The organism is Acidovorax sp. sif1233 (assembly GCF_019218755.1).
Classification (GTDB): domain Bacteria; phylum Pseudomonadota; class Gammaproteobacteria; order Burkholderiales; family Burkholderiaceae_C; genus Acidovorax.
Map to the genome: position 1 here is coordinate 106,602 of NZ_JAHUWZ010000006.1, position 18,890 is coordinate 125,491.

General features: G+C 63.9%; 23 protein-coding genes. 20 read left to right on the plus strand and 3 right to left on the minus strand.

Annotation, left to right across the window (positions count from 1 at the left end; all coding sequences use genetic code 11):
- Positions 1-55: 55 nt before the first annotated feature.
- The gene (locus tag KW843_RS19465) at positions 56-1,753 is read right to left on the minus strand and encodes a thiamine pyrophosphate-binding protein (protein ID WP_218296818.1); all 1,698 of its coding nucleotides are present in this window, start codon (positions 1,751-1,753) and stop codon (positions 56-58) included.
- A 93-nt stretch (positions 1,754-1,846) separates the two neighbouring features.
- Between KW843_RS19465 and KW843_RS19470 the strand changes: the two genes are divergently transcribed.
- Positions 1,847-2,566, plus strand: a complete 720-nt coding sequence (locus KW843_RS19470) for a GntR family transcriptional regulator (protein ID WP_218296819.1) — start codon at positions 1,847-1,849, stop codon at positions 2,564-2,566.
- Positions 2,567-2,581: 15 nt separating this feature from the next.
- Here KW843_RS19470 and glpK read toward each other — a convergent pair whose 3' ends face one another.
- On the minus strand, positions 2,582-4,075 hold the full coding sequence (gene glpK / locus KW843_RS19475) for a glycerol kinase GlpK (protein WP_218296820.1): 1,494 nt from the start codon (positions 4,073-4,075) through the stop codon (positions 2,582-2,584).
- Between the two features lie 159 nt (positions 4,076-4,234).
- Positions 4,235-4,999, minus strand: coding sequence for a DeoR/GlpR family DNA-binding transcription regulator (locus KW843_RS19480; protein ID WP_218296821.1), 765 nt, complete (start codon positions 4,997-4,999; stop codon positions 4,235-4,237).
- A 190-nt stretch (positions 5,000-5,189) separates the two neighbouring features.
- Between KW843_RS19480 and KW843_RS19485 the strand changes: the two genes are divergently transcribed.
- From KW843_RS19485 to rpmJ, 19 genes are all read left to right on the plus strand, one after another.
- Positions 5,190-6,269 (plus strand): ABC transporter ATP-binding protein, encoded by a 1,080-nt coding sequence (locus tag KW843_RS19485; RefSeq protein ID WP_218296822.1) that lies wholly within the window; start codon positions 5,190-5,192, stop codon positions 6,267-6,269.
- Position 6,270: 1 nt separating this feature from the next.
- A complete protein-coding gene (locus tag KW843_RS19490; RefSeq protein WP_218296823.1) occupies positions 6,271-7,347 on the plus strand; it encodes an ABC transporter ATP-binding protein in 1,077 nt (358 codons plus the stop codon).
- Positions 7,344-8,240: a carbohydrate ABC transporter permease gene (locus tag KW843_RS19495; RefSeq protein ID WP_218296824.1), complete on the plus strand. Its 897-nt coding sequence runs from the start codon at positions 7,344-7,346 to the stop codon at positions 8,238-8,240. Before KW843_RS19490 ends, KW843_RS19495 begins: the two co-directional genes overlap by 4 nt.
- Positions 8,233-9,045 carry a carbohydrate ABC transporter permease gene (locus KW843_RS19500; RefSeq protein ID WP_218296825.1) on the plus strand — a complete coding sequence of 271 codons (813 nt, stop codon included), beginning with the start codon at positions 8,233-8,235 and terminating at the stop codon, positions 9,043-9,045. The genes KW843_RS19495 and KW843_RS19500 overlap by 8 nt, the downstream gene beginning before the upstream one ends.
- A gap of 12 nt (positions 9,046-9,057) precedes the next feature.
- Positions 9,058-9,366 (plus strand): DUF2160 domain-containing protein, encoded by a 309-nt coding sequence (locus KW843_RS19505; RefSeq protein ID WP_218296826.1) that lies wholly within the window; start codon positions 9,058-9,060, stop codon positions 9,364-9,366.
- A 114-nt stretch (positions 9,367-9,480) separates the two neighbouring features.
- The gene (locus KW843_RS19510; RefSeq protein WP_218296827.1) at positions 9,481-11,211 is read left to right on the plus strand and encodes an ABC transporter substrate-binding protein; all 1,731 of its coding nucleotides are present in this window, start codon (positions 9,481-9,483) and stop codon (positions 11,209-11,211) included.
- A gap of 188 nt (positions 11,212-11,399) precedes the next feature.
- On the plus strand, positions 11,400-12,992 hold the full coding sequence (locus KW843_RS19515; protein WP_218296828.1) for a glycerol-3-phosphate dehydrogenase/oxidase: 1,593 nt from the start codon (positions 11,400-11,402) through the stop codon (positions 12,990-12,992).
- Between the two features lie 195 nt (positions 12,993-13,187).
- Positions 13,188-13,556, plus strand: a complete 369-nt coding sequence (gene rplN / locus KW843_RS19520) for a 50S ribosomal protein L14 (protein ID WP_007861702.1) — start codon at positions 13,188-13,190, stop codon at positions 13,554-13,556.
- A 9-nt stretch (positions 13,557-13,565) separates the two neighbouring features.
- Positions 13,566-13,886, plus strand: coding sequence for a 50S ribosomal protein L24 (gene rplX / locus KW843_RS19525; RefSeq protein ID WP_184860255.1), 321 nt, complete (start codon positions 13,566-13,568; stop codon positions 13,884-13,886).
- Positions 13,887-13,895: 9 nt separating this feature from the next.
- Positions 13,896-14,435 carry a 50S ribosomal protein L5 gene (gene rplE, locus KW843_RS19530; protein ID WP_005793632.1) on the plus strand — a complete coding sequence of 180 codons (540 nt, stop codon included), beginning with the start codon at positions 13,896-13,898 and terminating at the stop codon, positions 14,433-14,435.
- A gap of 8 nt (positions 14,436-14,443) precedes the next feature.
- Complete coding sequence (gene rpsN, locus KW843_RS19535; RefSeq protein ID WP_007861712.1) at positions 14,444-14,749, plus strand: 30S ribosomal protein S14; 306 nt, start codon at positions 14,444-14,446, stop codon at positions 14,747-14,749.
- A 20-nt stretch (positions 14,750-14,769) separates the two neighbouring features.
- Positions 14,770-15,165, plus strand: a complete 396-nt coding sequence (gene rpsH / locus KW843_RS19540) for a 30S ribosomal protein S8 (RefSeq protein ID WP_008906523.1) — start codon at positions 14,770-14,772, stop codon at positions 15,163-15,165.
- Positions 15,166-15,190: 25 nt separating this feature from the next.
- On the plus strand, positions 15,191-15,724 hold the full coding sequence (rplF, locus tag KW843_RS19545; RefSeq protein WP_218296829.1) for a 50S ribosomal protein L6: 534 nt from the start codon (positions 15,191-15,193) through the stop codon (positions 15,722-15,724).
- Between the two features lie 11 nt (positions 15,725-15,735).
- Positions 15,736-16,101 carry a 50S ribosomal protein L18 gene (rplR, locus tag KW843_RS19550; RefSeq protein ID WP_005793639.1) on the plus strand — a complete coding sequence of 122 codons (366 nt, stop codon included), beginning with the start codon at positions 15,736-15,738 and terminating at the stop codon, positions 16,099-16,101.
- A 16-nt stretch (positions 16,102-16,117) separates the two neighbouring features.
- Positions 16,118-16,636, plus strand: coding sequence for a 30S ribosomal protein S5 (gene rpsE / locus KW843_RS19555; protein ID WP_218296830.1), 519 nt, complete (start codon positions 16,118-16,120; stop codon positions 16,634-16,636).
- Positions 16,637-16,650: 14 nt separating this feature from the next.
- Positions 16,651-16,833, plus strand: a complete 183-nt coding sequence (gene rpmD, locus KW843_RS19560; protein ID WP_007861725.1) for a 50S ribosomal protein L30 — start codon at positions 16,651-16,653, stop codon at positions 16,831-16,833.
- Between the two features lie 10 nt (positions 16,834-16,843).
- Positions 16,844-17,275, plus strand: a complete 432-nt coding sequence (rplO, locus tag KW843_RS19565; protein WP_055395677.1) for a 50S ribosomal protein L15 — start codon at positions 16,844-16,846, stop codon at positions 17,273-17,275.
- 24 nt (positions 17,276-17,299) lie between these two features.
- Positions 17,300-18,619: a preprotein translocase subunit SecY gene (secY, locus tag KW843_RS19570; RefSeq protein ID WP_218296831.1), complete on the plus strand. Its 1,320-nt coding sequence runs from the start codon at positions 17,300-17,302 to the stop codon at positions 18,617-18,619.
- Between the two features lie 149 nt (positions 18,620-18,768).
- Complete coding sequence (gene rpmJ / locus KW843_RS19575; RefSeq protein ID WP_005793651.1) at positions 18,769-18,882, plus strand: 50S ribosomal protein L36; 114 nt, start codon at positions 18,769-18,771, stop codon at positions 18,880-18,882.
- Positions 18,883-18,890: the final 8 nt, after the last annotated feature.

The window sequence follows — 18,890 nt, forward strand, 5'->3', positions numbered from 1 at the left end:
TGAATCAGCGGCGGGCGCCAAGGCTGGCGCCCGCGGACATGCCGGGGGGCGGGCCTCAGCCCATCCACTGGCTCACGGGCACGGCCGTGTCCTGCAGTTCCTGCGAGACCACATCGACCAGCGCCGGGCCGTCGTGCAGGAGGGCCGCCCTGATGGCGCCCTCGAGGTCGGCGGGGTCCTCCACCTGCCAGGCCTTCACGCCGAAGGCCTCGGCCACGCGCGCATGGTGGGTGCGGTTGAAGTCCACGGAGAAGTAGCGCCCGTCGTAGCCGGTTTTCTGGCTGGCCTTGATCCAGCCATAGACCGCATTGGAGAACACGATCATCTTCAGGGGCACGTTGCGGCGCACGATGGTCTCCAGCTCCCCGCAGGTGAAGCCGAAGCTGCCGTCGCCCATGACGGAAACCACCACCGAGTCCGGCTGCCCGAACGCCGCGCCCACGCCGGCCGACATGGCGAAGCCCAGCGCGCCGTGCGCCCGGTTGGTGATGAAGTGGCGCCCTGATTGCGGTGCGTTGAAGTAGGCGGTGAAGTAGGGGCAGGGCGTGCCGGGGTCGGCCACCACGATGGCGCGGGGCGGCAGCAGCCGGTTGAGCACGTCCACCACGCGCTCGGGCTTGATGGGGCGGTCCAGCGATGCCGCCAGCGGTGCGAAGAAGGCCTGCTTGCGGGCGCGTGCCTCGCCGGCCAGCGCCCCGCCATCGGCCGCGTGGGCGGGGCGGCGCCCGATGCGCGCCTGCACCGCGGCGTGCAGCGCCTGCAGGCCGAGCAGGGCATCCCCGACCAGCGCCACGTCGGTGCGGTAGTTGGTGCCGATGGTCATCGCATCCACGTCAAGGTGCAGGATGGTGACCTTGCGGGACGGCATCTGCCAGTGCTCGGTGGTGGTGGAGCCCGCGCGCGCGCCGATGAACAGGACGAGGTCGGCCTGCGCCACCACGGCGCGGGTGGCATCGATCCCGCCATTGGTGCCGACCACGCCCGCGTTCAGCGGGTGCGTGTCGGCCAGGCTGCCCTGGCCGCTCACGCTGGTGCAGACCGGCGCGTTGAGCAGCGTGGCCAGGGCGTCGAGCGCCGCGCTGGCGCCAGCGATCACCACGCCGCCGCCGCAGATGAGCACGGGCGACGTGGCCGCCACGAGGCGGTCGGCGGCCTCGTCCACCGCCGCGGGGTCGGGTGCCGAGCGGTGGGCGGGAAACTGGCCATGCCCTGGCTGTGCCCACACCTCCGCGGGGTCGATGGCATGTTTTTGCACGTCGTAGGGCAGGCAGATGTGGGCCGCGCCGGGGCGGCCCGTGGTCATGGCACGGAAAGCGCTGCGCACGGCATGCGGAATCTGGTCCACCCGGTCGATGGTGGTGTTCCATTTGGTCAGGGGGCGGTAGAGCGCCTGCTGGTCGAGTTCGGTCAGCGGGAACTTGCCGCGCGCGCCCACCGACACATCCGAGGTGATGCCCAGCACCGCCACGGAGGACTCGTTGGCCTCCACCAGCCCGGGCAGCAGGTAGGTGGCGCCCCCGCCGCTGGGGCCCTCGCACACACCCACCTTGCCGGTCACGCGGGCGTAGGCGTCGGCCATGTAGCCGGCGCTGCGCTCGTCGCGGGTAAGGATGTGGTCGATGCCGTGGTCCAGGCGCGCCAGGGCGTCATAGAACGGCAGGCTGGTGTCGCCGCACAGGCCGAAGATGTGCTTCACGCCGTTGTGCTGCAGCATGCGCACCATCGCATCGGCGCCATTGAAAGGGGTCGTCATGTCGGAGGGCCTTCGTCGGGTTGGGTGATTCGCGAGAATTCATTTAAGTATACCTAAATGAATTCTGAAAGAGCGCGTGCACAATACACCCCCATGACAGCTCCCATTGCCAAGATTCGCCGCGAGAGAGGTTCCAGCGTCTACAACACGCTGCGGCACATGGCGATTGCCTACCAGTTCAAGCCCGGAGAGCGCCTGAGCGAAATCGAGCTGGCCGAGCGCCTGGGCGTGAGCCGCACGCCCGTGCGCGAGGCCCTGGGGCGGCTGGTGACGGAAGGGTTCCTGCAGCCGGCCACGCGGGGCTACATGCGCCGCCCGCTCGACGTGCAGGAAACGCTGGACCTGTATGAAGCGCGCGTGGCGATCGAGCGCGAATGCATGCGGCTGGCGATCAAGCGGGCAACGGACGCCCAGGTGGAAGAGGCCTGTTCCTACCTGGAGGAGAGCCGGCGCGTTCCCGCCGCGGCTGCGGTGCAGCGGCTGGTGGAGCTGGACGAGGGCTTTCACATGCGCATCGCGGACATGGCGGGCAATTCCGAATTGCGGCGCATGCTGCTGAGCCTCAATGAACGCATCCGGTTCATCCGCTGGATTGACATGGAAAACGTCGGGCGCGATTCCACCCAGCATGAGCACCAGGACATCCTGCAAGCCCTGCGCGCGCGGGACCCGGCCCTGAGCGAGCGTCTGCTGTCCGCGCACATCGCATTGCGGCGCGACCAGATCGTGGACGCGATCACGCGGGGGCTGGCGCGCATCTACCTGCCGCAGGAGCAGGCGCCGCCGCCCGGGGCCATGCCGCCCGCGGCCTGAAGGCGGTGAGCCTGCCTATGCGGCCGTGGTCTGCCGCACGGCGTGTTCCCAGTTCGCCATCAGCTCCTGCGCGCGCGCGCTGCCCAGCGTGGGAACGAAGCGGCGGTCGGCGCGCCACAGCTGCGAGAGTTCGTCCGTGCTGCGGTACACGCCGCTCGACAGCCCCGCCAGATAGGCTGCACCGAGGGCCGTGGTTTCGATGACGGCCGGGCGCACCACCGGGATGCCCAGCAGGTCGGCCTGGAACTGCATCAGCAGGTCGTTGATGCAGGCGCCGCCGTCCACGCGCAGCTCGCTGACCGGTGCGCCGCCGGCGACCACGGCATCGCGGCTCATGGCCAGGAGCAGGGCGGCGCTCTGGTAGGCGATGCTTTCCAGCGCTGCGCGGGCGATGTGGCCCAGCGTGGTGCCGCGCGTGAGGCCCGTGATGGTGCCGCGCGAATCGGGCTTCCAGTACGGGGCGCCCAGGCCCGTGAAGGCGGGCACCATCATCACGCCGCCCGAGTCGGGCACGCTCTGCGCCAGCGACTCGACCTCGTTGCTGGTGGAGATGGCGCGCAGGCCGTCGCGCAGCCACTGCACCACGGCGCCGCCCACGAAGACACTGCCCTCCATGGCGTATTCGGGCGCCGTGCCTGCCTGCGCCGCGCTGGTGGTGAGCAGGCCGTTCTGGCTGGTCTGGAACACGCCGCCCGTGTGCATCAGCATGAAGCAGCCGGTGCCGTAGGTGTTCTTGGCCATGCCGGCCGTGAAGCAGGCCTGGCCGAACAGCGCGCTTTGCTGGTCGCCCGCCACGCCGCCGATGCGGATGGAGTGGCCCAGCAGGTCGGGGGCGATGTCGCCAAAGTGGGCGCTCGACGGCAGCACTGCGGGCATCAGCGCCCTGGGAATGCGCAGCAGCGCCAGCAGCTCGTCGTCCCACTGGTTGGTGTGCACATTGAAGAGCATGGTGCGCGAGGCGTTGCTCACGTCCGTCACATGCACCTGGCCATGGGTGAGTTTCCACATCAGCCAGCTGTCCACCGTGCCAAAGGCCAGGTCGCCGCGCTCGGCGGCTTCGCGCGCACCGGGGACATGGTCCAGCAGCCACTGCAGCTTGGTGCCCGAGAAGTAGGCGTCCACCAGCAGCCCGGTCTTGGCCTGGATGGTGGCTGCGTGGCCTTGTTCGCGCAGCTGTGCGCAGGCGGGTTCGGCACGCCGGTCCTGCCAAACGATGGCGTGGTGCACGGGCTGGCCGGTCCTGCGGTTCCACAGCACCGTGGTCTCGCGCTGGTTGGTGATGCCCACCGCGCGCACGGCGCTCGCCGCTATGCCCGCCTTGGCAAGCGCATCGCGTGCCGTGGCCAGCTGGGTGCGCCAGATCTCCAGCGGGTCATGCTCGACCCAGCCGGGCTGTGGGTAGATCTGCGGCAGCTCCAGCTGCGCCTGCGCCACGATGTGGCCGCCTTCGTCAAAAACGATGCTGCGGGAGCTGGAGGTGCCTTGGTCGAGGGCGAGCAGGTAAGTCATGGTGACGAGGGGCTCCGAAATGTATGAATCCACGTAGTGTCCACGGCGGTCGATCAGCGCGCGGCCCAGACCAGCGGACGCCGAGCAAGGGCCGCCCCGCAGCGAGGGCGTCGTCCCCCACCGGGGGAAGGCGCCGCAGGTGACTCGGGGGGCCTTCTGTCATGCAGCGACCGTGCAGATGACCTCGGCGTCCTGGAGTAATACGGGAAAGGGCTCGGGCGGTGGCGCATCGGTGAACAGGCGGTCGATTTGCTGCAGCGTGGCCAGCTGCACCATGGCCGGGCGGTTGAACTTGCTGTGGTCGGCCGCCAGCCAGACCTCGCGCGACTGCTCGATGATGGTTTGCGCCACCTTCACCTCGCGGTAGTCGAAGTCGCGCAGCGAGCCGTCGGGCTCGACGCCCGAGATGCCGATGAGCGCGATGTCCACCTTGAACTGGCGGATGAAGTCCACCGCCGCCTCGCCCACGATGCCTCGGTCGCGCGCGCGCACCACGCCGCCGGCCACGATGACCTCGCACTCGGGGTTGCCGCTCAGGATGGCAGCCACGTTCAGGTTGTTGGTGATCACGCGCAGGCCGCGGTGGTGCAGCAGCGCCTTGGCGATGGCTTCCGTGGTCGTGCCGATGTTCAGGATCAGCGAGCAGTCGTTGGGCACTTGCTCGGCCACGGCGCGCGCGATGCGTGCCTTGCCTTCGGCATGCAGCGTCTCGCGCTGGGTGTGGGCCAGGTTCTCCACCGTGGAGCTGGGCACGCGCACGCCGCCATGGAAGCGCGTGAGCAGGCCGGACTCGGCCAGGCGCTGCACATCGCGGCGCACGGTCTGCAGCGTCACGCCCAGCGTGTCGGCCAGTTGTTCGACCGTGGCGGACTTGCGCGCGCGGACTTCTTCGAGAAGCAGCAGTTGTCGGGGGTTCGTATTCACGCGAATCAGTGGTCTGAGGATTGGAGATACTTTAAATCGAACAAAAAGGAACCTGTTAAGGGTAAACCTTGATTCAATACGATCAAAAAAGAACAAAAATGAACGCAATCGAAAACGAGGCGTTTTGCTGCGTGCGCGGCAGGGAGCCAGATCCACCCGGCCCTCAGGGGCCCATTAGAAAGGTTGCGTGATGCAGCTGGCACTGGACAGCATCAGCAAGAAGGTTGGTCCGCAGACCTGGCTCCATGACATGAGCCTGGCGCTGCACAGCGGCGCCGTGACGGTGCTGCTGGGCGCCACGCAGGCAGGCAAGACCAGCCTCATGCGCATCATGGCCGGGCTGGACACACCGACCGCGGGCCGCGTGACGGTCGATGGCGTGGATGTGACCGGCATGCCCGTGCGCGACCGCAACGTGGCCATGGTGTACCAGCAGTTCATCAACTACCCCTCGATGAAGGTGGCGGCCAACATTGCATCGCCGCTCAAGCTGCGCGGCGAAAAGAACATCGACGCCCGGGTGCGCGAGATCGCCAGCCGCCTGCACATCGACATGTTCCTGGACCGCTATCCTGCCGAGCTGTCGGGCGGGCAACAGCAGCGCGTGGCGCTGGCCCGCGCCCTGGCCAAGGGTGCGCCCCTGATGCTGCTGGACGAACCCCTGGTGAACCTGGACTACAAGCTGCGCGAAGAGCTGCGTGAAGAACTGACGCAGCTGTTTGCCGCCGGCCAGTCCACGGTGGTCTATGCGACCACCGAGCCGGGCGAGGCCCTGCTGCTGGGCGGCTACACCGCCGTGCTGGACGAGGGGCAGCTGCTGCAGTACGGCCCGACGGCGGAGGTGTTCCATGCGCCCAACTCGCTGCGCGTGGCGCGTGCCTTCAGCGACCCGCCCATGAACCTGATCGCCGCATCGGCAACCCCGCGTGGCGTGCGCCTGGAGGGCGGCGTGGAGCTGGCCGTGCCGCTGCCGCAGGGTGTGGCCACGGCCGCGGGGCTCACCGTGGGCGTGCGCGCCAGCGCGCTGCGCGTACATGCCCGCCCTGATGACATCAGCGTGGGGGGCGTGGTGGAGCTGGCCGAGATTTCCGGGTCCGACACTTTCGTGCACGCCACGACGCCCTGGGGTGACCTGGTCGCCCAGCTGACGGGGGTGCATTACTTCGAACTGGGCACGCCCCTCACGCTGCATCTGGACCCGGCGCAGGCCTATGTGTTTGGCGCTGACGGCCGGCTGGCATGGGCGCCCGCGCGCCAGGGAGGGCGCTGAAATGGCTCGCATTAGTCTGGATCTGGCGCATTCCTACAAGCCCAACCCGCAGCAGGACAGCGATTACGCGCTGCTGCCGCTCAAGATGGAGTTCGAGGACGGCGGTGCCTATGCGCTGCTGGGCCCCTCGGGCTGTGGCAAGACCACCATGCTCAACATCATGTCGGGCCTGCTCGTGCCCTCGCACGGCAAGGTGCTGTTCGATGGCCGCGACGTGACGCGCGCCAGCCCGCAGGAGCGCAACATTGCGCAGGTGTTCCAGTTCCCCGTGATCTACGACACCATGACGGTGGCCGAGAACCTGGCCTTCCCGCTGCGCAACCGCAAGGTGCCCGAAGACCAGATCAGGCAGCGCGTGGGCGTGATCGCCGAGATGCTGGAGATGAGTGGGCAGCTCAACCAGCGCGCGGCCGGCCTCGCGGCCGATGCCAAGCAGAAGATATCGCTGGGCCGTGGCCTGGTGCGCGCCGATGTGGCGGCCGTGCTGTTCGACGAGCCGCTCACGGTGATCGACCCGCACCTCAAGTGGCAGCTGCGGCGCAAGCTCAAGCAGATCCACCACGAACTCAAGCTCACGCTGATCTATGTGACGCACGACCAGGTCGAGGCACTGACCTTTGCCGATCAGGTGGTGGTGATGACGCGCGGCCGTGCCGTGCAGGTGGGCTCGGCCGACGCGCTGTTCGAGCGGCCCGCACACGTCTTTGTGGGCCACTTCATCGGCTCGCCCGGCATGAACTTCCTGCCCGCCCAGCGCGATGGAGCCGCGTTGTCGGTGGCGGGCCACCGCCTGGCCGCGCCGGTGGACCGCGCCCTGCCCGAAGGTGTGTTGCAGGTGGGCGTGCGGCCCGAGTACCTGGCCCTGGCCGAGCCCGGCCAAGCCGGCGCGTTGCCCTGCACGGTGGTGCAGGTGCAGGACATCGGTACCTACCTGATGCTGACCGCCAAGGTGGGCGAGCACACGCTCAAGGCGCGCTTCAGCCCGGAAGCACGGCTGCCTTCCGCGGGGGATGCCGTCTGGCTGCAGGTGCTCGGCGAGCACACGTGCTTCTATCAAAACGAGGAGCTGCTGGCATGAGCACCACCACCAAGCCCGTGAACCAGAAGGCCTGGTTCCTGATCCTTCCGGTCATCATCTGCGTGGCTTTCTCGGCCATCCTTCCGTTGATGACGGTGGTGAACTACTCGGTGCAGGACATCATTTCGCCCGAGCGCCGGGTGTTCGTGGGCACCGAGTGGTTCGCCGCCGTGATGCGCGACGAGGAGCTGCACGCCGCGCTGTGGCGCCAGATCACGTTCTCGCTGGCGGTGCTGGCGGTGGAGATCCCGCTGGGCATCCTGCTCGCGCTGTCCATGCCCGCGCAGGGGTGGAAGTCGTCCGCCGTGCTGGTGGTGGTGGCGCTGTCGCTGCTGATTCCCTGGAACGTGGTGGGCACCATCTGGCAGATCTATGGCCGCGCGGATATCGGCCTCATGGGGCGCCTGCTGCAGGAGGCGGGCATCGAGTACAGCTACACCGGCAACGCCGCGCATGCATGGCTCACGGTGCTGCTCATGGACGTGTGGCACTGGACGCCGCTGGTGGCGCTGCTCGCCTTCGCCGGCCTGCGCTCCATCCCGGATGCGTATTACCAGGCCGCCCGCATCGACGGTGCCAGCAAGTTCGCGGTGTTCCGCTACATCCAGCTGCCCAAGATGCGCGGCGTGCTCATGATCGCGGTGCTGCTGCGCTTCATGGACAGCTTCATGATCTACACCGAGCCCTTCGTGCTCACGGGTGGCGGGCCGGGCAATGCCACCACCTTCCTGAGCCAGTACCTGACGACCAAGGCCGTGGGCCAGTTCGACCTGGGTCCCGCCGCAGCGTTCTCGCTGATTTATTTCTTCATCATCCTGCTGCTGTGCTTCATCCTCTACAACTGGATGCAGCGCGTGGGCACCGCCAGCAACGAAGGGGCCGGCCATGAATGAAAAACGCTTCCACAAGCGGTCGGTGTTCCTGATCGCCTACCTGGTCTTCGCCGTGCTGCCCATCTACTGGATGGTCAACATGAGCTTCAAGACCAACGCGGAGATCCTCTCGACGTTCTCGTTCTTTCCCCAGAACTTCACGTGGGACAACTACAAGACCATCTTCACCGACGAGTCCTGGTACTCGGGTTACATCAACAGCCTGATCTACGTGGCCATCAACACGGCGATATCGCTGACCGTGGCGCTGCCGGCGGCCTATGCGTTCTCGCGCTACCAGTTCCTGGGCGACAAGCATGTGTTCTTCTGGCTGCTGACCAACCGCATGACGCCGCCGGCCGTGTTTTTGCTGCCGTTCTTCCAGCTCTACACCACCGTGGGGCTGATGGACACGCACATTGCCGTGGCGCTGGCGCACCTCTTGTTCAACGTGCCGCTGGCGGTGTGGATCCTGGAAGGCTTCATGAGCGGCATTCCGCGCGAGATCGACGAGACGGCCTATATCGATGGCTACAGCTTTCCGCGCTTTTTCATGACGATCTTCCTGCCGCTGATCAAGGCCGGCGTGGGCGTGGCGGCGTTCTTCTGTTTCATGTTCAGCTGGGTGGAGCTGCTGCTGGCGCGCACGCTGACCAGCGTGAATGCCAAGCCCATCGTGGCCACCATGACGCGCACGGTGAGCGCGAGCGGCATGGACTGGGCCACGCTGGCCGCCGCCGGCGTGCTGACCATCGTGCCGGGTGCCATCGTGATCTGGTTTGTTCGGCACTACATCGCGAAGGGTTTCGCGATGGGCCGGGTTTGAGGAGATATCGCCATGTTTGAGTGGATGGCTTGGACGCTGCCCGTGGCGGTGTTCTTCATTTGCATCGTGCTGATGCTGATTGGCATGACGGTGTGGGAGATCAAGTCGCCCACGACGATGCGCAAGGGTTTTTTGCCGCTGGAGACGACGCGCGGTGATCGGCTGTTTATTGGGCTGTTGTCAGCGGCCTACGTGAATCTGATTTTTGTGGGCATCAGCGGCAAGCTGGCCCAGTGGTTCAGCCTTCAGGGCGATCCTTCGATCTGGATCAGCTTCGTGCTGTCGATGGCGCTGCTGGCGCTGATCCTGCGCAAGGGGTAGCGCGTTCGCAGGCAGCTTTCATTCCGTTGGTTCCCGTCGCGCGGCTCAACCCTTCCCCGGAGCCGGGCGACCCTTGCATCCAAAAGGGGAGATGACTATGAGGAGACAGGCACTATGAAGACGCGGTACACAGCGCTGGCATTGGCAGTTGCGGTCATGACGGGCCAGGCCGCCATGGCGGGCGAGGCGGAAGCCAAGAAGTGGATTGACAGCGAGTTCCAGCCTTCCACGCTGAGCAAGGACCAGCAGATGGCCGAGATGAAGTGGTTCATCGATGCGGCCAAGAAGCTGCAGGCCAAGGGCGTGAAGGAAATCTCGGTGGTGTCTGAAACCATCACCACCCACGAATACGAATCCAAGACGCTGGCCAAGGCGTTCGAGGAAATCACGGGCATCAAGGTCAAGCACGACCTGATCCAGGAAGGCGACGTGGTCGAGAAGCTGCAGACCTCCATGCAGTCCGGCAAGTCGATCTATGACGGCTGGATCTCCGATTCGGACCTGATCGGTACGCACTACCGCTACGGCAAGATCATGAGCCTGACCGACTACATGGGCGGCGCGGGCAAGGAATTCACCAACCCCGGCATCGACCTCAAGGACTACATCGGTACCAAGTTCACGACCGGCCCGGACGGAAAGATGTACCAGCTGCCCGACCAGCAGTTCGCCAACCTGTACTGGTTCCGCGCCGACCTGTTCGACCGCAAGGACATCAAGGACAAGTTCAAGGCCAAGTACGGCTACGACCTGGGCGTGCCGCTCAACTGGAGCGCCTATGAGGACATCGCCGAGTTCTTCACCAACGACGTGAAGAACATCGACGGCAAGCCCATCTATGGCCACATGGACTACGGCAAGAAGGACCCTTCGCTGGGCTGGCGCTTCACGGATGCATGGCTGTCCATGGCGGGCACGGCGGACATTGGCGCGCCCAACGGCCTGCCGATCGACGAATGGGGCATCCGCGTGGCCGACGACAAGTGCACGCCCGTGGGCGCCTCGGTGGCCCGTGGCGGCGCTACCAACTCGCCTGCTGCGGTCTACGCGCTGACCAAGTACGTGGACTGGATGAAGAAGTACGCGCCCAAGGAAGCCACGGGCATGACCTTCGGCGAGGCCGGCCCCGTGCCCGCCCAGGGCCAGATCGCCCAGCAGATCTTCTGGTACACCGCCTTCACGGCCGACATGACCAAGCCCGGCCTGCCTGTGGTGAATGCCGACGGCACGCCCAAGTGGCGCATGGCCCCCGGCCCGAACGGCCCGTACTGGAAGCAGGGCATGCAGAACGGCTACCAGGACGTGGGCAGCTGGACCTTCTTCAAGGACCACGACGCCAACAAGACCGCCGCTGCCTGGCTCTACGCCCAGTTCGTGACGGCCAAGACCACGTCGCTCAAGAAGACCATCGTGGGCCTGACCCCGATCCGCGAGAGCGACATCCAGTCCAAGGCCATGACCGACATGGCGCCCAAGCTGGGCGGCCTGGTGGAGTTCTATCGCAGTCCCGCCCGCGTGGCATGGTCGCCCACCGGCACCAACGTGCCTGACTACCCCAAGCTGGCACAGCTGTGGTGGAAGAATGTGGCGCAGGCGGTCACAGGTGAGAAGACGCCCCAGGGCGCCATGGACACGCTGGCCGACGAAATGGACCAGGTGATGGCCCGTCTGGAACGTGCCGGCATGGCGCATTGCGCCCCCAAGCTCAATCCGAAGAGCGACAACGCCAAGTGGCTGAGCGACAAGCAGGCGCCTTGGGCCAAGCTGGCCAATGAGAAGCCGAAGGGCCAGACGATTGCGTACGGCACGCTGCTGCAGGCTTGGAAGGACGGCAAGGCACGTTGAGACCCTGAAGCGGTCGCTTCTTGACGACTGATGCCACCGGCAGCCAGGGCTCACAAGGTCTCTGGCTGCCTTTTTTACTCCATGCCGCCTCCCGGAGTTCCTTCCCCTTGGGCGGTTTCTCATCCCGGAAGTGCCAAGAATTCAAGGGTAAACCCTTAATTCTTGTTCCGCCCATGGACAATCACCCCATGACCATCGCCACTGCCCCCCTTCCTACGCGACGCGCCGACCTGCTGGCCCGTCTGGCCCAGCCGCACCACTACGACCTTGCCGTGATTGGTGGCGGGGCGACGGGGCTGGGAGTCGCTCTGGATGCGGCCGCGCGCGGTTTCAGCGTGGTCCTGGTGGACTCGCACGACTTCGCCAAGGGGACCTCGTCCCGCGCCACCAAGCTGGTGCATGGTGGTGTCCGCTACCTGGCCCAGGGCAACATCGCGCTGGTGCGCGAGGCGTTGCATGAGCGCACAACCTTGCTGAACAACGCGCCGCATCTGGCCCAGCCCCTGCCTTTCGTGATGCCCTCGTACCGTTTCTGGGAGACGCCCTTTTATGGCATCGGGCTCATGATGTACGACGCCTTGGCCGGAAAAGCCGGACTGGGTGCCACCCAGTTCCTGGGCCGTGCGCGCACCCTGGAATGCCTGCCCACGGCCCGGACCGAGGGGCTCAAGGGAGGGGTCAAGTACTGGGACGGGCAGTTCGACGATGCCCGGCTGGCCCTGGCGCTGGCGCGGACGGCGGCGGGTCTGGGCGCCCTGGTGGTCAACTACTGTCCTGCGCGGGCCCTGGTCCATGAGGCGGGAAAGGTGGCGGGCCTTGTCTGCGAGGACGCCGACAGCGGCCAGCAGTTCACTGTTCGCGCCCGCACCGTGGTGAATGCCACCGGCGTGTGGGTGGATGCCCTGCGCCAGATGGACGGCGAGGCCATTGGCCGCCCCGTCAAGCCGATCGTGGCGCCAAGCCAGGGCGTGCACATCGTGGTGGATCGCGAGTTCCTTCCCTCCGACCATGCCCTCATGGTGCCCAAGACGGCCGATGGCCGGGTCCTGTTTGCAGTGCCCTGGCTGGGCAAGCTCATTCTGGGGACGACGGACAGCCCGCGCCAGGACATCGTGCGGGAGCCGGAGCCTTTCCACGAGGAAGTCCAGTTCATCCTGGAAGAATCGGCGCGCTACCTCACCCGCGCCCCCAAGATCGGGGACATCCGCAGCATCTGGGTGGGCCTGCGTCCCTTGGTGAAGCCGCAGGACGACGATGGCGACAACACCAAGAAAATCAGCCGCGAGCACACCGTCCTGGCCAGCCGCAGCGGCCTGATCACCGTGACCGGTGGCAAATGGACCACCTACCGCGCCATGGCTGAAGATGTGTTGCAAAAATGCTTCACCACGGGCCTGCTGCCCGAAAAACCCGCGGGCGTGACCAATCATTTGCCCCTGGTGGGAACGCCCCCGGGGCCTGTGCGGCACCGTATCAGCGATGCCCAGGGGCTGCACTCCTATGGCAGCGAAGCGGCGGCCGTTCAGGAAATGCCGGGTGCACAGACGGATCTGGGCGGCGGCCTGACGGAGGCGATGGTGCGGTTCGCGGCGCGGCATGAATACGCCCGCACGGTGGAAGATGTGCTGGCGCGCCGCTGCAGGCTGCTGTTCCTCGATTCCCGCAAGGCCATTGAACTGGCGCCCGCCGTCGCTGACCTCCTGCAGGAGGAACTGGGTTCGGACCCTCGTCTCGGCGACTTTCTGGTGCTGGCGCAACAGTATCTGCACGCCCCTGGCTGATGCGGCGCTTGACTTCCTGGAAGTCCTTTGCAATAATCGAGGGCTTCGCGTTTCCTGCGTGAAGTTTCTGCCCAGCGGGAAGTGCTGCAAATGGTTTGCGGTGCGGACGACGGGCCCAAGACTGACTGGCTGATCCGCAGCCCTTGAGAAGTTCTCTGGGGCTGTTGTCTTCTGGTGCAAGTTGGGAATATTGAAATGATCCAGACAGAATCTCGGTTAGAGGTTGCCGACAATACCGGCGCTAAGTCCGTCCTTTGCATCAAGGTGCTGGGTGGTTCCAAGCGTCGCTATGCAAGCGTTGGCGACATCATCAAGGTGAGCATCAAAGAAGCCGCTCCACGTGGCCGCGTCAAAAAAGGCGAGGTTTACAGTGCGGTGGTCGTTCGCACGGCGAAGGGCATTCGCCGTGGCGACGGTTCGCTCGTCAAATTCGATGGCAACGCTGCAGTGTTGCTGAACGCAAAGTTGGAGCCTATCGGCACCCGCATCTTTGGACCCGTGACGCGTGAACTGCGTACCGAGAAGTTCATGAAGATCGTGTCCTTGGCTCCTGAAGTTCTCTAAGGACGCGCCATGAACAAGATTCGCAAGGGCGACGAAGTCATCGTGCTGACCGGCCGTGACAAGGGCAAGCGTGGCACGGTGTCGCTGCGCAAGGATGACTCCCACCTCGTCATCGACGGCATCAACCTCGTCAAGAAGCACGCCAAGCCAAACCCCATGAAGGGTACGACGGGCGGCATCGTTGAAAAGGCCATGCCGATTCACCAGTCCAATGTGGCCATCTTCAATGCCGCGACCGGCAAGGCTGATCGCGTGGGCATCAAGGTGCAGGCTGACGGCACGCGCGTTCGCGTGTTCAAGTCCAGCGGCGCTGAAATCAAGGCGGCCTAAGGGGTAAACATGGCACGACTCCAAGAAATTTACCGCGACAAGATCGCTCCCGAACTGACCAAGCAGTTCGGTTACACCTCGCCGATGCAGGTTCCCCGTCTGACCAAGATCACCCTGAACATGGGCGTGAGCGAGGCAGTCTCGGACAAGAAGGTGATGGACAACGCCGTGGCCGACCTGACCAAGATTGCTGGTCAGAAGCCCGTGGTGACCAAGGCCAAGAAGGCTATCGCCGGTTTCAAGATCCGCGAAGGCCAGGCCATCGGTTGCATGGTCACGCTGCGCGGCGTGCAGATGTATGAGTTCCTGGACCGTTTCGTGACCGTGGCTCTGCCCCGCGTTCGTGACTTCCGTGGTATCTCCGGCCGCGCTTTCGACGGCCGTGGCAACTACAACATCGGCGTCAAGGAACAGATCATTTTCCCTGAAATCGAGTACGACAAGGTGGATGCCTTGCGCGGTCTCAATATCAGCATCACCACGACGGCCAAGTCGGACGAAGAAGCCAAGGCTCTCCTCGCTGGTTTCCGTTTCCCGTTCAAGAACTGAGGCGAAGCATGGCTAAAGTAGCTTTGATCCAGCGCGAACTGAAGCGCGAAAAACTGGCAGCCAAGTACGCAACCAAGTATGCGGAACTGAAGGCAATCGCTGGCGATGCCAAGCGCAGCGACGAAGAGCGCGATGCAGCCCGCCTGGGCCTGCAAAAGCTCCCCCGCAATGCCAACCCGACGCGTCAGCGCAACCGTTGCGAAATCACCGGTCGTCCACGCGGCACCTTCCGTCAATTCGGTCTGGCTCGCGCCAAGATCCGTGAACTGGCTTTTGCAGGCGACATCCCTGGTGTCACCAAGGCCAGCTGGTAAGCAGGCAGGAGAGATTAAACATGAGCATGAGTGATCCCATCGCTGACTTGCTGACCCGCATCCGTAATGCACAGATGGTCGCCAAGGCCACGGTTCTGGTGCCTTCTTCCAAAGTGAAGATTGCCATCGCCCAGGTGCTGAAGGACGAAGGTTATATCGACGGCTTCCAGGTGAAAACCGAAGCTGGCAAGTCGGAACTCGAAATTGCCCTGAAGTACTACGCAGGCCGTCCCGTGATTGAGCGCATCGAGCGCGTCAGCCGCCCCGGACTGCGTGTCTACAAAGGCCGTGATTCCATTCCACAAGTCATGAACGGTCTGGGTGTGGCAATTGTCACGACGCCCAAGGGCGTGATGACCGATCGCAAGGCGCGCGCTACCGGTGTCGGTGGCGAAGTGCTCTGCTATGTGGCCTAACCCGCGGCATTGAGGAGAAACTGAAATGTCCCGAGTAGGAAAAATGCCCGTGACCATCCCCGCTGGCGTGGATGTGTCCGTGAAAGATGACCAGATCTCTGTCAAGGGTTCTGGTGGCGCCCTCTCGCTCGCACAGAATGTGCTGGTGAAGGTGTCGAGCAATGAAGGCAAGCTGAGCTTTGCGCCTGTCAACGACTCCCGCGAAGCCAATGCCATGAGCGGCACGATTCGCCAGTTGGTCAACAACATGGTGGTCGGTGTCAGCAAGGGCTTTGAAAAGAAGCTGAGCCTGGTGGGTGTGGGTTACAAGGCTGCGGCTTCCGGTTCCAAGCTGAACCTGGCTGTGGGCTATTCGCACCCGGTCAATATCGAAATGCCCGCTGGCATCACGGTCGCAACCCCCACGCCCACGGAAGTGGTGATCAAGGGTGCTGACCGCCAGCGTGTGGGGCAAATCGCTGCTGAGATCCGTGCTGTTCGTCCACCCGAGCCCTACAAGGGCAAGGGTATCCGCTATGCGGACGAAAAGATCACGATCAAAGAGACCAAGAAGAAATAAGGAGCTGCAACATGTTGACCAAGAAAGAGCAGCGTCTTCGTCGTTCGCGCCAGACCCGCATCCGCATTGCACAGCAAGGCGTGGCGCGTCTCACCGTGAACCGTACGAACCTCCATATCTACGCCAGTGTGATCTCCGGCGACGGCAGCAAGGTGCTGGCAAGTGCATCGACGGCAGAAGCCGACGTGCGCAAGTCGCTCGGCGGTTCGGGCAAGGGTGGCAATGCCGCTGCAGCCCAGATCATCGGCAAGCGCATCGCTGAAAAAGCGAAGGCTGCGGGTGTCGAGAAGGTTGCATTTGATCGCGCAGGCTTTGCCTACCACGGTCGCGTCAAGGCCCTGGCCGACGCAGCCCGTGAAGCCGGCCTGCAGTTCTAAGCGGAGCGAATAAAAAATGGCTAAATTTCAACCCAAAGTGCAGAGCGAAGGTCAGGACGACGGTCTGCGCGAGAAAATGATCGCGGTCAACCGCGTGACCAAAGTCGTGAAGGGCGGCCGTATCCTCGGCTTCGCCGCACTGACGGTGGTTGGCGACGGTGACGGCCGTGTTGGCATGGGCAAGGGCAAGTCCAAGGAAGTGCCTGCTGCCGTGCAAAAGGCGATGGAAGAAGCCCGCCGCAACATGGTCAAGGTATCGCTCAAGAACGGCACCATCTACCACAACGTGACGGGCCACCATGGCGCTGCTGTCGTGATGATGGCTCCCGCTCCCAAGGGTACCGGCATCATTGCCGGCGGCCCCATGCGCGCCGTTTTCGAAGTGCTGGGCGTGACGGACATCGTGGCCAAGAGCCATGGTTCCTCCAACCCCTACAACATGGTCCGTGCCACTTTTGATGCGCTCGTCAATTCGACCACTCCGTCGAATGTGGCAGCCAAGCGCGGCAAGACGGTCGAAGACATCTTCGCCTGAATCGGAGCCTGAAAATGACAACGCAACAAACCGTCAAGATTCAATTGGTGCGCAGCCCTATCGGCACCAAGGAATCGCACCGCGCCACCGTCCGTGGCCTGGGCCTGCGCAAGCTCAACAGCGTGAGCGAATTGCAGGACTCGCCCGAAGTGCGCGGCATGATTAACAAGATCAGCTATCTGGTCAAAGTCCTCTGAGAGATAGATCATGGAACTCAATAGCATCAAGCCCGCAGACGGTGCCAAGCATGCCAAGCGCCGTGTAGGCCGTGGTATCGGCTCCGGCCTGGGCAAGACCGCTGGCCGTGGTCACAAGGGTCAGAAGTCGCGCGCCGGTGGCTACCACAAGGTGGGCTTCGAAGGCGGTCAAATGCCTCTGCAACGTCGCTTGCCCAAGCGCGGCTTCAAGTCGCACCTGCTCAAGTTCAATGCAGAAGTGACGCTGACGGCGCTCGATCAGCTCGGCCTGGCCGAAGTGGACGTGCTGGCACTCAAGCAAGCTGGCCTCGTGGGCGAGCTGGCCAAGGTGGTCAAGGTCATCAAGAGCGGTTCCCTCACCAAGGCTGTCAAGCTCAATGGCGTGGGCGCTACGGCAGGTGCCAAGGCAGCGATCGAAGCTGCTGGCGGCAGCGTCGCCTGAGTGTGGCTCTGAAGGAAGGCATCTGTGGCTACTAGCGCAGCTCAAATTGCAAAGACCGGCAAGTTCGGCGACCTGCGTCGCCGTCTGGTTTTTCTGTTGCTTGCGCTGGTCGTGTATCGCATAGGGGCTCATATCCCTGTGCCTGGTATCGATCCAGCCCAACTCCAGCAGCTGTTCAGTGGCCAGCAAGGCGGCATCCTGAACCTGTTCAACATGTTCTCGGGTGGTGCGCTGTCGCGTTTCACGGTCTTCGCTCTGGGGATCATGCCGTACATTTCGGCATCGATCATCATGCAGCTGATGACTTACGTGATTCCCACGTTCGAGCAGTTGAAGAAGGAAGGCGAAGCCGGTCGCAGGAAGATCACGCAGTACACCCGCTACGGAACGTTGGGCCTGGCCCTGTTCCAGTCGCTGGGTATTGCCGTCGCGCTGGAAAGCTCCGCAGGCCTGGTGCTGAGCCCTGGTTTCGGGTTCCGCATGACCGCCGTCGTCAGCCTGACCGCCGGCACGATGTTCCTGATGTGGCTGGGTGAGCAGATCACTGAACGTGGTTTGGGCAACGGTATCTCGATCCTGATCTTTGCAGGTATCGCAGCAGGATTGCCCAGCTCCATCGGTGGTCTCCTTGAACTGGTTCGTACGGGTGCCATGAGCATCCTGGCCGCCATCTTCATCGTCCTCGTGGTCGGTCTGGTGACCTACTTCGTGGTGTTTGTGGAGCGTGGTCAGCGCAAGATTCTGGTGAACTACGCCCGTCGGCAGGTAGGTAACAAGGTCTACGGCGGCCAGTCGTCGCACTTGCCCCTCAAGCTGAACATGGCTGGCGTGATTCCTCCGATCTTTGCCTCGTCGATCATCCTGTTGCCCGCCACGGTGGTGAACTGGTTCAGTGCAGGCGAGTCGATGCGCTGGTTGAAGGACATCTCGGGTGCGTTGACTCCTGGTCAGCCCATCTATGTGATGTTCTACGCTGCCGCGATTGTGTTCTTCTGCTTCTTCTATACGGCACTGGTGTTCAACAGCCGTGAGACTGCAGATAACCTGAAGAAGAGCGGTGCGTTCATCCCAGGCATCCGGCCCGGTGAGCAGACGGCCCGTTATATCGACAAGATCCTGGTTCGCCTGACCTTGGCAGGCGCTGTGTACATCACCTTCGTGTGCTTGCTGCCAGAGTTCCTGATCTTGAAGTACAACGTTCCGTTCTACTTTGGTGGGACATCGCTGCTGATCATTGTGGTGGTGACCATGGACTTCATGGCCCAGGTTCAGAACTACATGATGTCGCAACAGTACGAATCGCTGCTCAAGAAAGCCAATTTCAAGGGCAACGCAGGCGGTTGATGATGATGAAGGAAGGCAGTTGGTCGCGTAGCGGCGACTGCCTGCAGAACTGGATATCGGTTGAGTTGGCGCCCCACGATTTTTCGCGGGCACAAATTGTGTTCCGTGCGAAACAGCCGGGACGGATGGAAAAGTTTTAGGAGAATGCAATGAGAGTTTCGGCTTCGGTCAAAAAAATCTGCCGCAACTGCAAGATCATCCGCCGCAAGGGTGTGGTGCGCGTGATCTGCACGGATCTGCGTCACAAGCAGCGCCAAGGTTGATTGGAAAG

What these genes read in the sequence shown, in the direction of transcription:
- KW843_RS19465 (WP_218296818.1), bottom strand. Translation starts at nt 1,753, where the DNA reads ATGACGACCCCTTTCAATGGCGCCGATGCGATGGTGCGCATGCTGCAG.
- KW843_RS19470 (WP_218296819.1), top strand. Translation starts at nt 1,847, where the DNA reads ATGACAGCTCCCATTGCCAAGATTCGCCGCGAGAGAGGTTCCAGCGTC.
- glpK (WP_218296820.1), bottom strand. Translation starts at nt 4,075, where the DNA reads ATGACTTACCTGCTCGCCCTCGACCAAGGCACCTCCAGCTCCCGCAGC.
- KW843_RS19485 (WP_218296822.1), top strand. Translation starts at nt 5,190, where the DNA reads ATGCAGCTGGCACTGGACAGCATCAGCAAGAAGGTTGGTCCGCAGACC.
- KW843_RS19490 (WP_218296823.1), top strand. Translation starts at nt 6,271, where the DNA reads ATGGCTCGCATTAGTCTGGATCTGGCGCATTCCTACAAGCCCAACCCG.
- KW843_RS19495 (WP_218296824.1), top strand. Translation starts at nt 7,344, where the DNA reads ATGAGCACCACCACCAAGCCCGTGAACCAGAAGGCCTGGTTCCTGATC.
- KW843_RS19500 (WP_218296825.1), top strand. Translation starts at nt 8,233, where the DNA reads ATGAATGAAAAACGCTTCCACAAGCGGTCGGTGTTCCTGATCGCCTAC.
- KW843_RS19505 (WP_218296826.1), top strand. Translation starts at nt 9,058, where the DNA reads ATGTTTGAGTGGATGGCTTGGACGCTGCCCGTGGCGGTGTTCTTCATT.
- KW843_RS19510 (WP_218296827.1), top strand. Translation starts at nt 9,481, where the DNA reads ATGAAGACGCGGTACACAGCGCTGGCATTGGCAGTTGCGGTCATGACG.
- KW843_RS19515 (WP_218296828.1), top strand. Translation starts at nt 11,400, where the DNA reads ATGACCATCGCCACTGCCCCCCTTCCTACGCGACGCGCCGACCTGCTG.
- rplN (WP_007861702.1), top strand. Translation starts at nt 13,188, where the DNA reads ATGATCCAGACAGAATCTCGGTTAGAGGTTGCCGACAATACCGGCGCT.
- rplX (WP_184860255.1), top strand. Translation starts at nt 13,566, where the DNA reads ATGAACAAGATTCGCAAGGGCGACGAAGTCATCGTGCTGACCGGCCGT.
- rplE (WP_005793632.1), top strand. Translation starts at nt 13,896, where the DNA reads ATGGCACGACTCCAAGAAATTTACCGCGACAAGATCGCTCCCGAACTG.
- rpsN (WP_007861712.1), top strand. Translation starts at nt 14,444, where the DNA reads ATGGCTAAAGTAGCTTTGATCCAGCGCGAACTGAAGCGCGAAAAACTG.
- rpsH (WP_008906523.1), top strand. Translation starts at nt 14,770, where the DNA reads ATGAGCATGAGTGATCCCATCGCTGACTTGCTGACCCGCATCCGTAAT.
- rplF (WP_218296829.1), top strand. Translation starts at nt 15,191, where the DNA reads ATGTCCCGAGTAGGAAAAATGCCCGTGACCATCCCCGCTGGCGTGGAT.
- rplR (WP_005793639.1), top strand. Translation starts at nt 15,736, where the DNA reads ATGTTGACCAAGAAAGAGCAGCGTCTTCGTCGTTCGCGCCAGACCCGC.
- rpsE (WP_218296830.1), top strand. Translation starts at nt 16,118, where the DNA reads ATGGCTAAATTTCAACCCAAAGTGCAGAGCGAAGGTCAGGACGACGGT.
- rpmD (WP_007861725.1), top strand. Translation starts at nt 16,651, where the DNA reads ATGACAACGCAACAAACCGTCAAGATTCAATTGGTGCGCAGCCCTATC.
- rplO (WP_055395677.1), top strand. Translation starts at nt 16,844, where the DNA reads ATGGAACTCAATAGCATCAAGCCCGCAGACGGTGCCAAGCATGCCAAG.
- rpmJ (WP_005793651.1), top strand. Translation starts at nt 18,769, where the DNA reads ATGAGAGTTTCGGCTTCGGTCAAAAAAATCTGCCGCAACTGCAAGATC.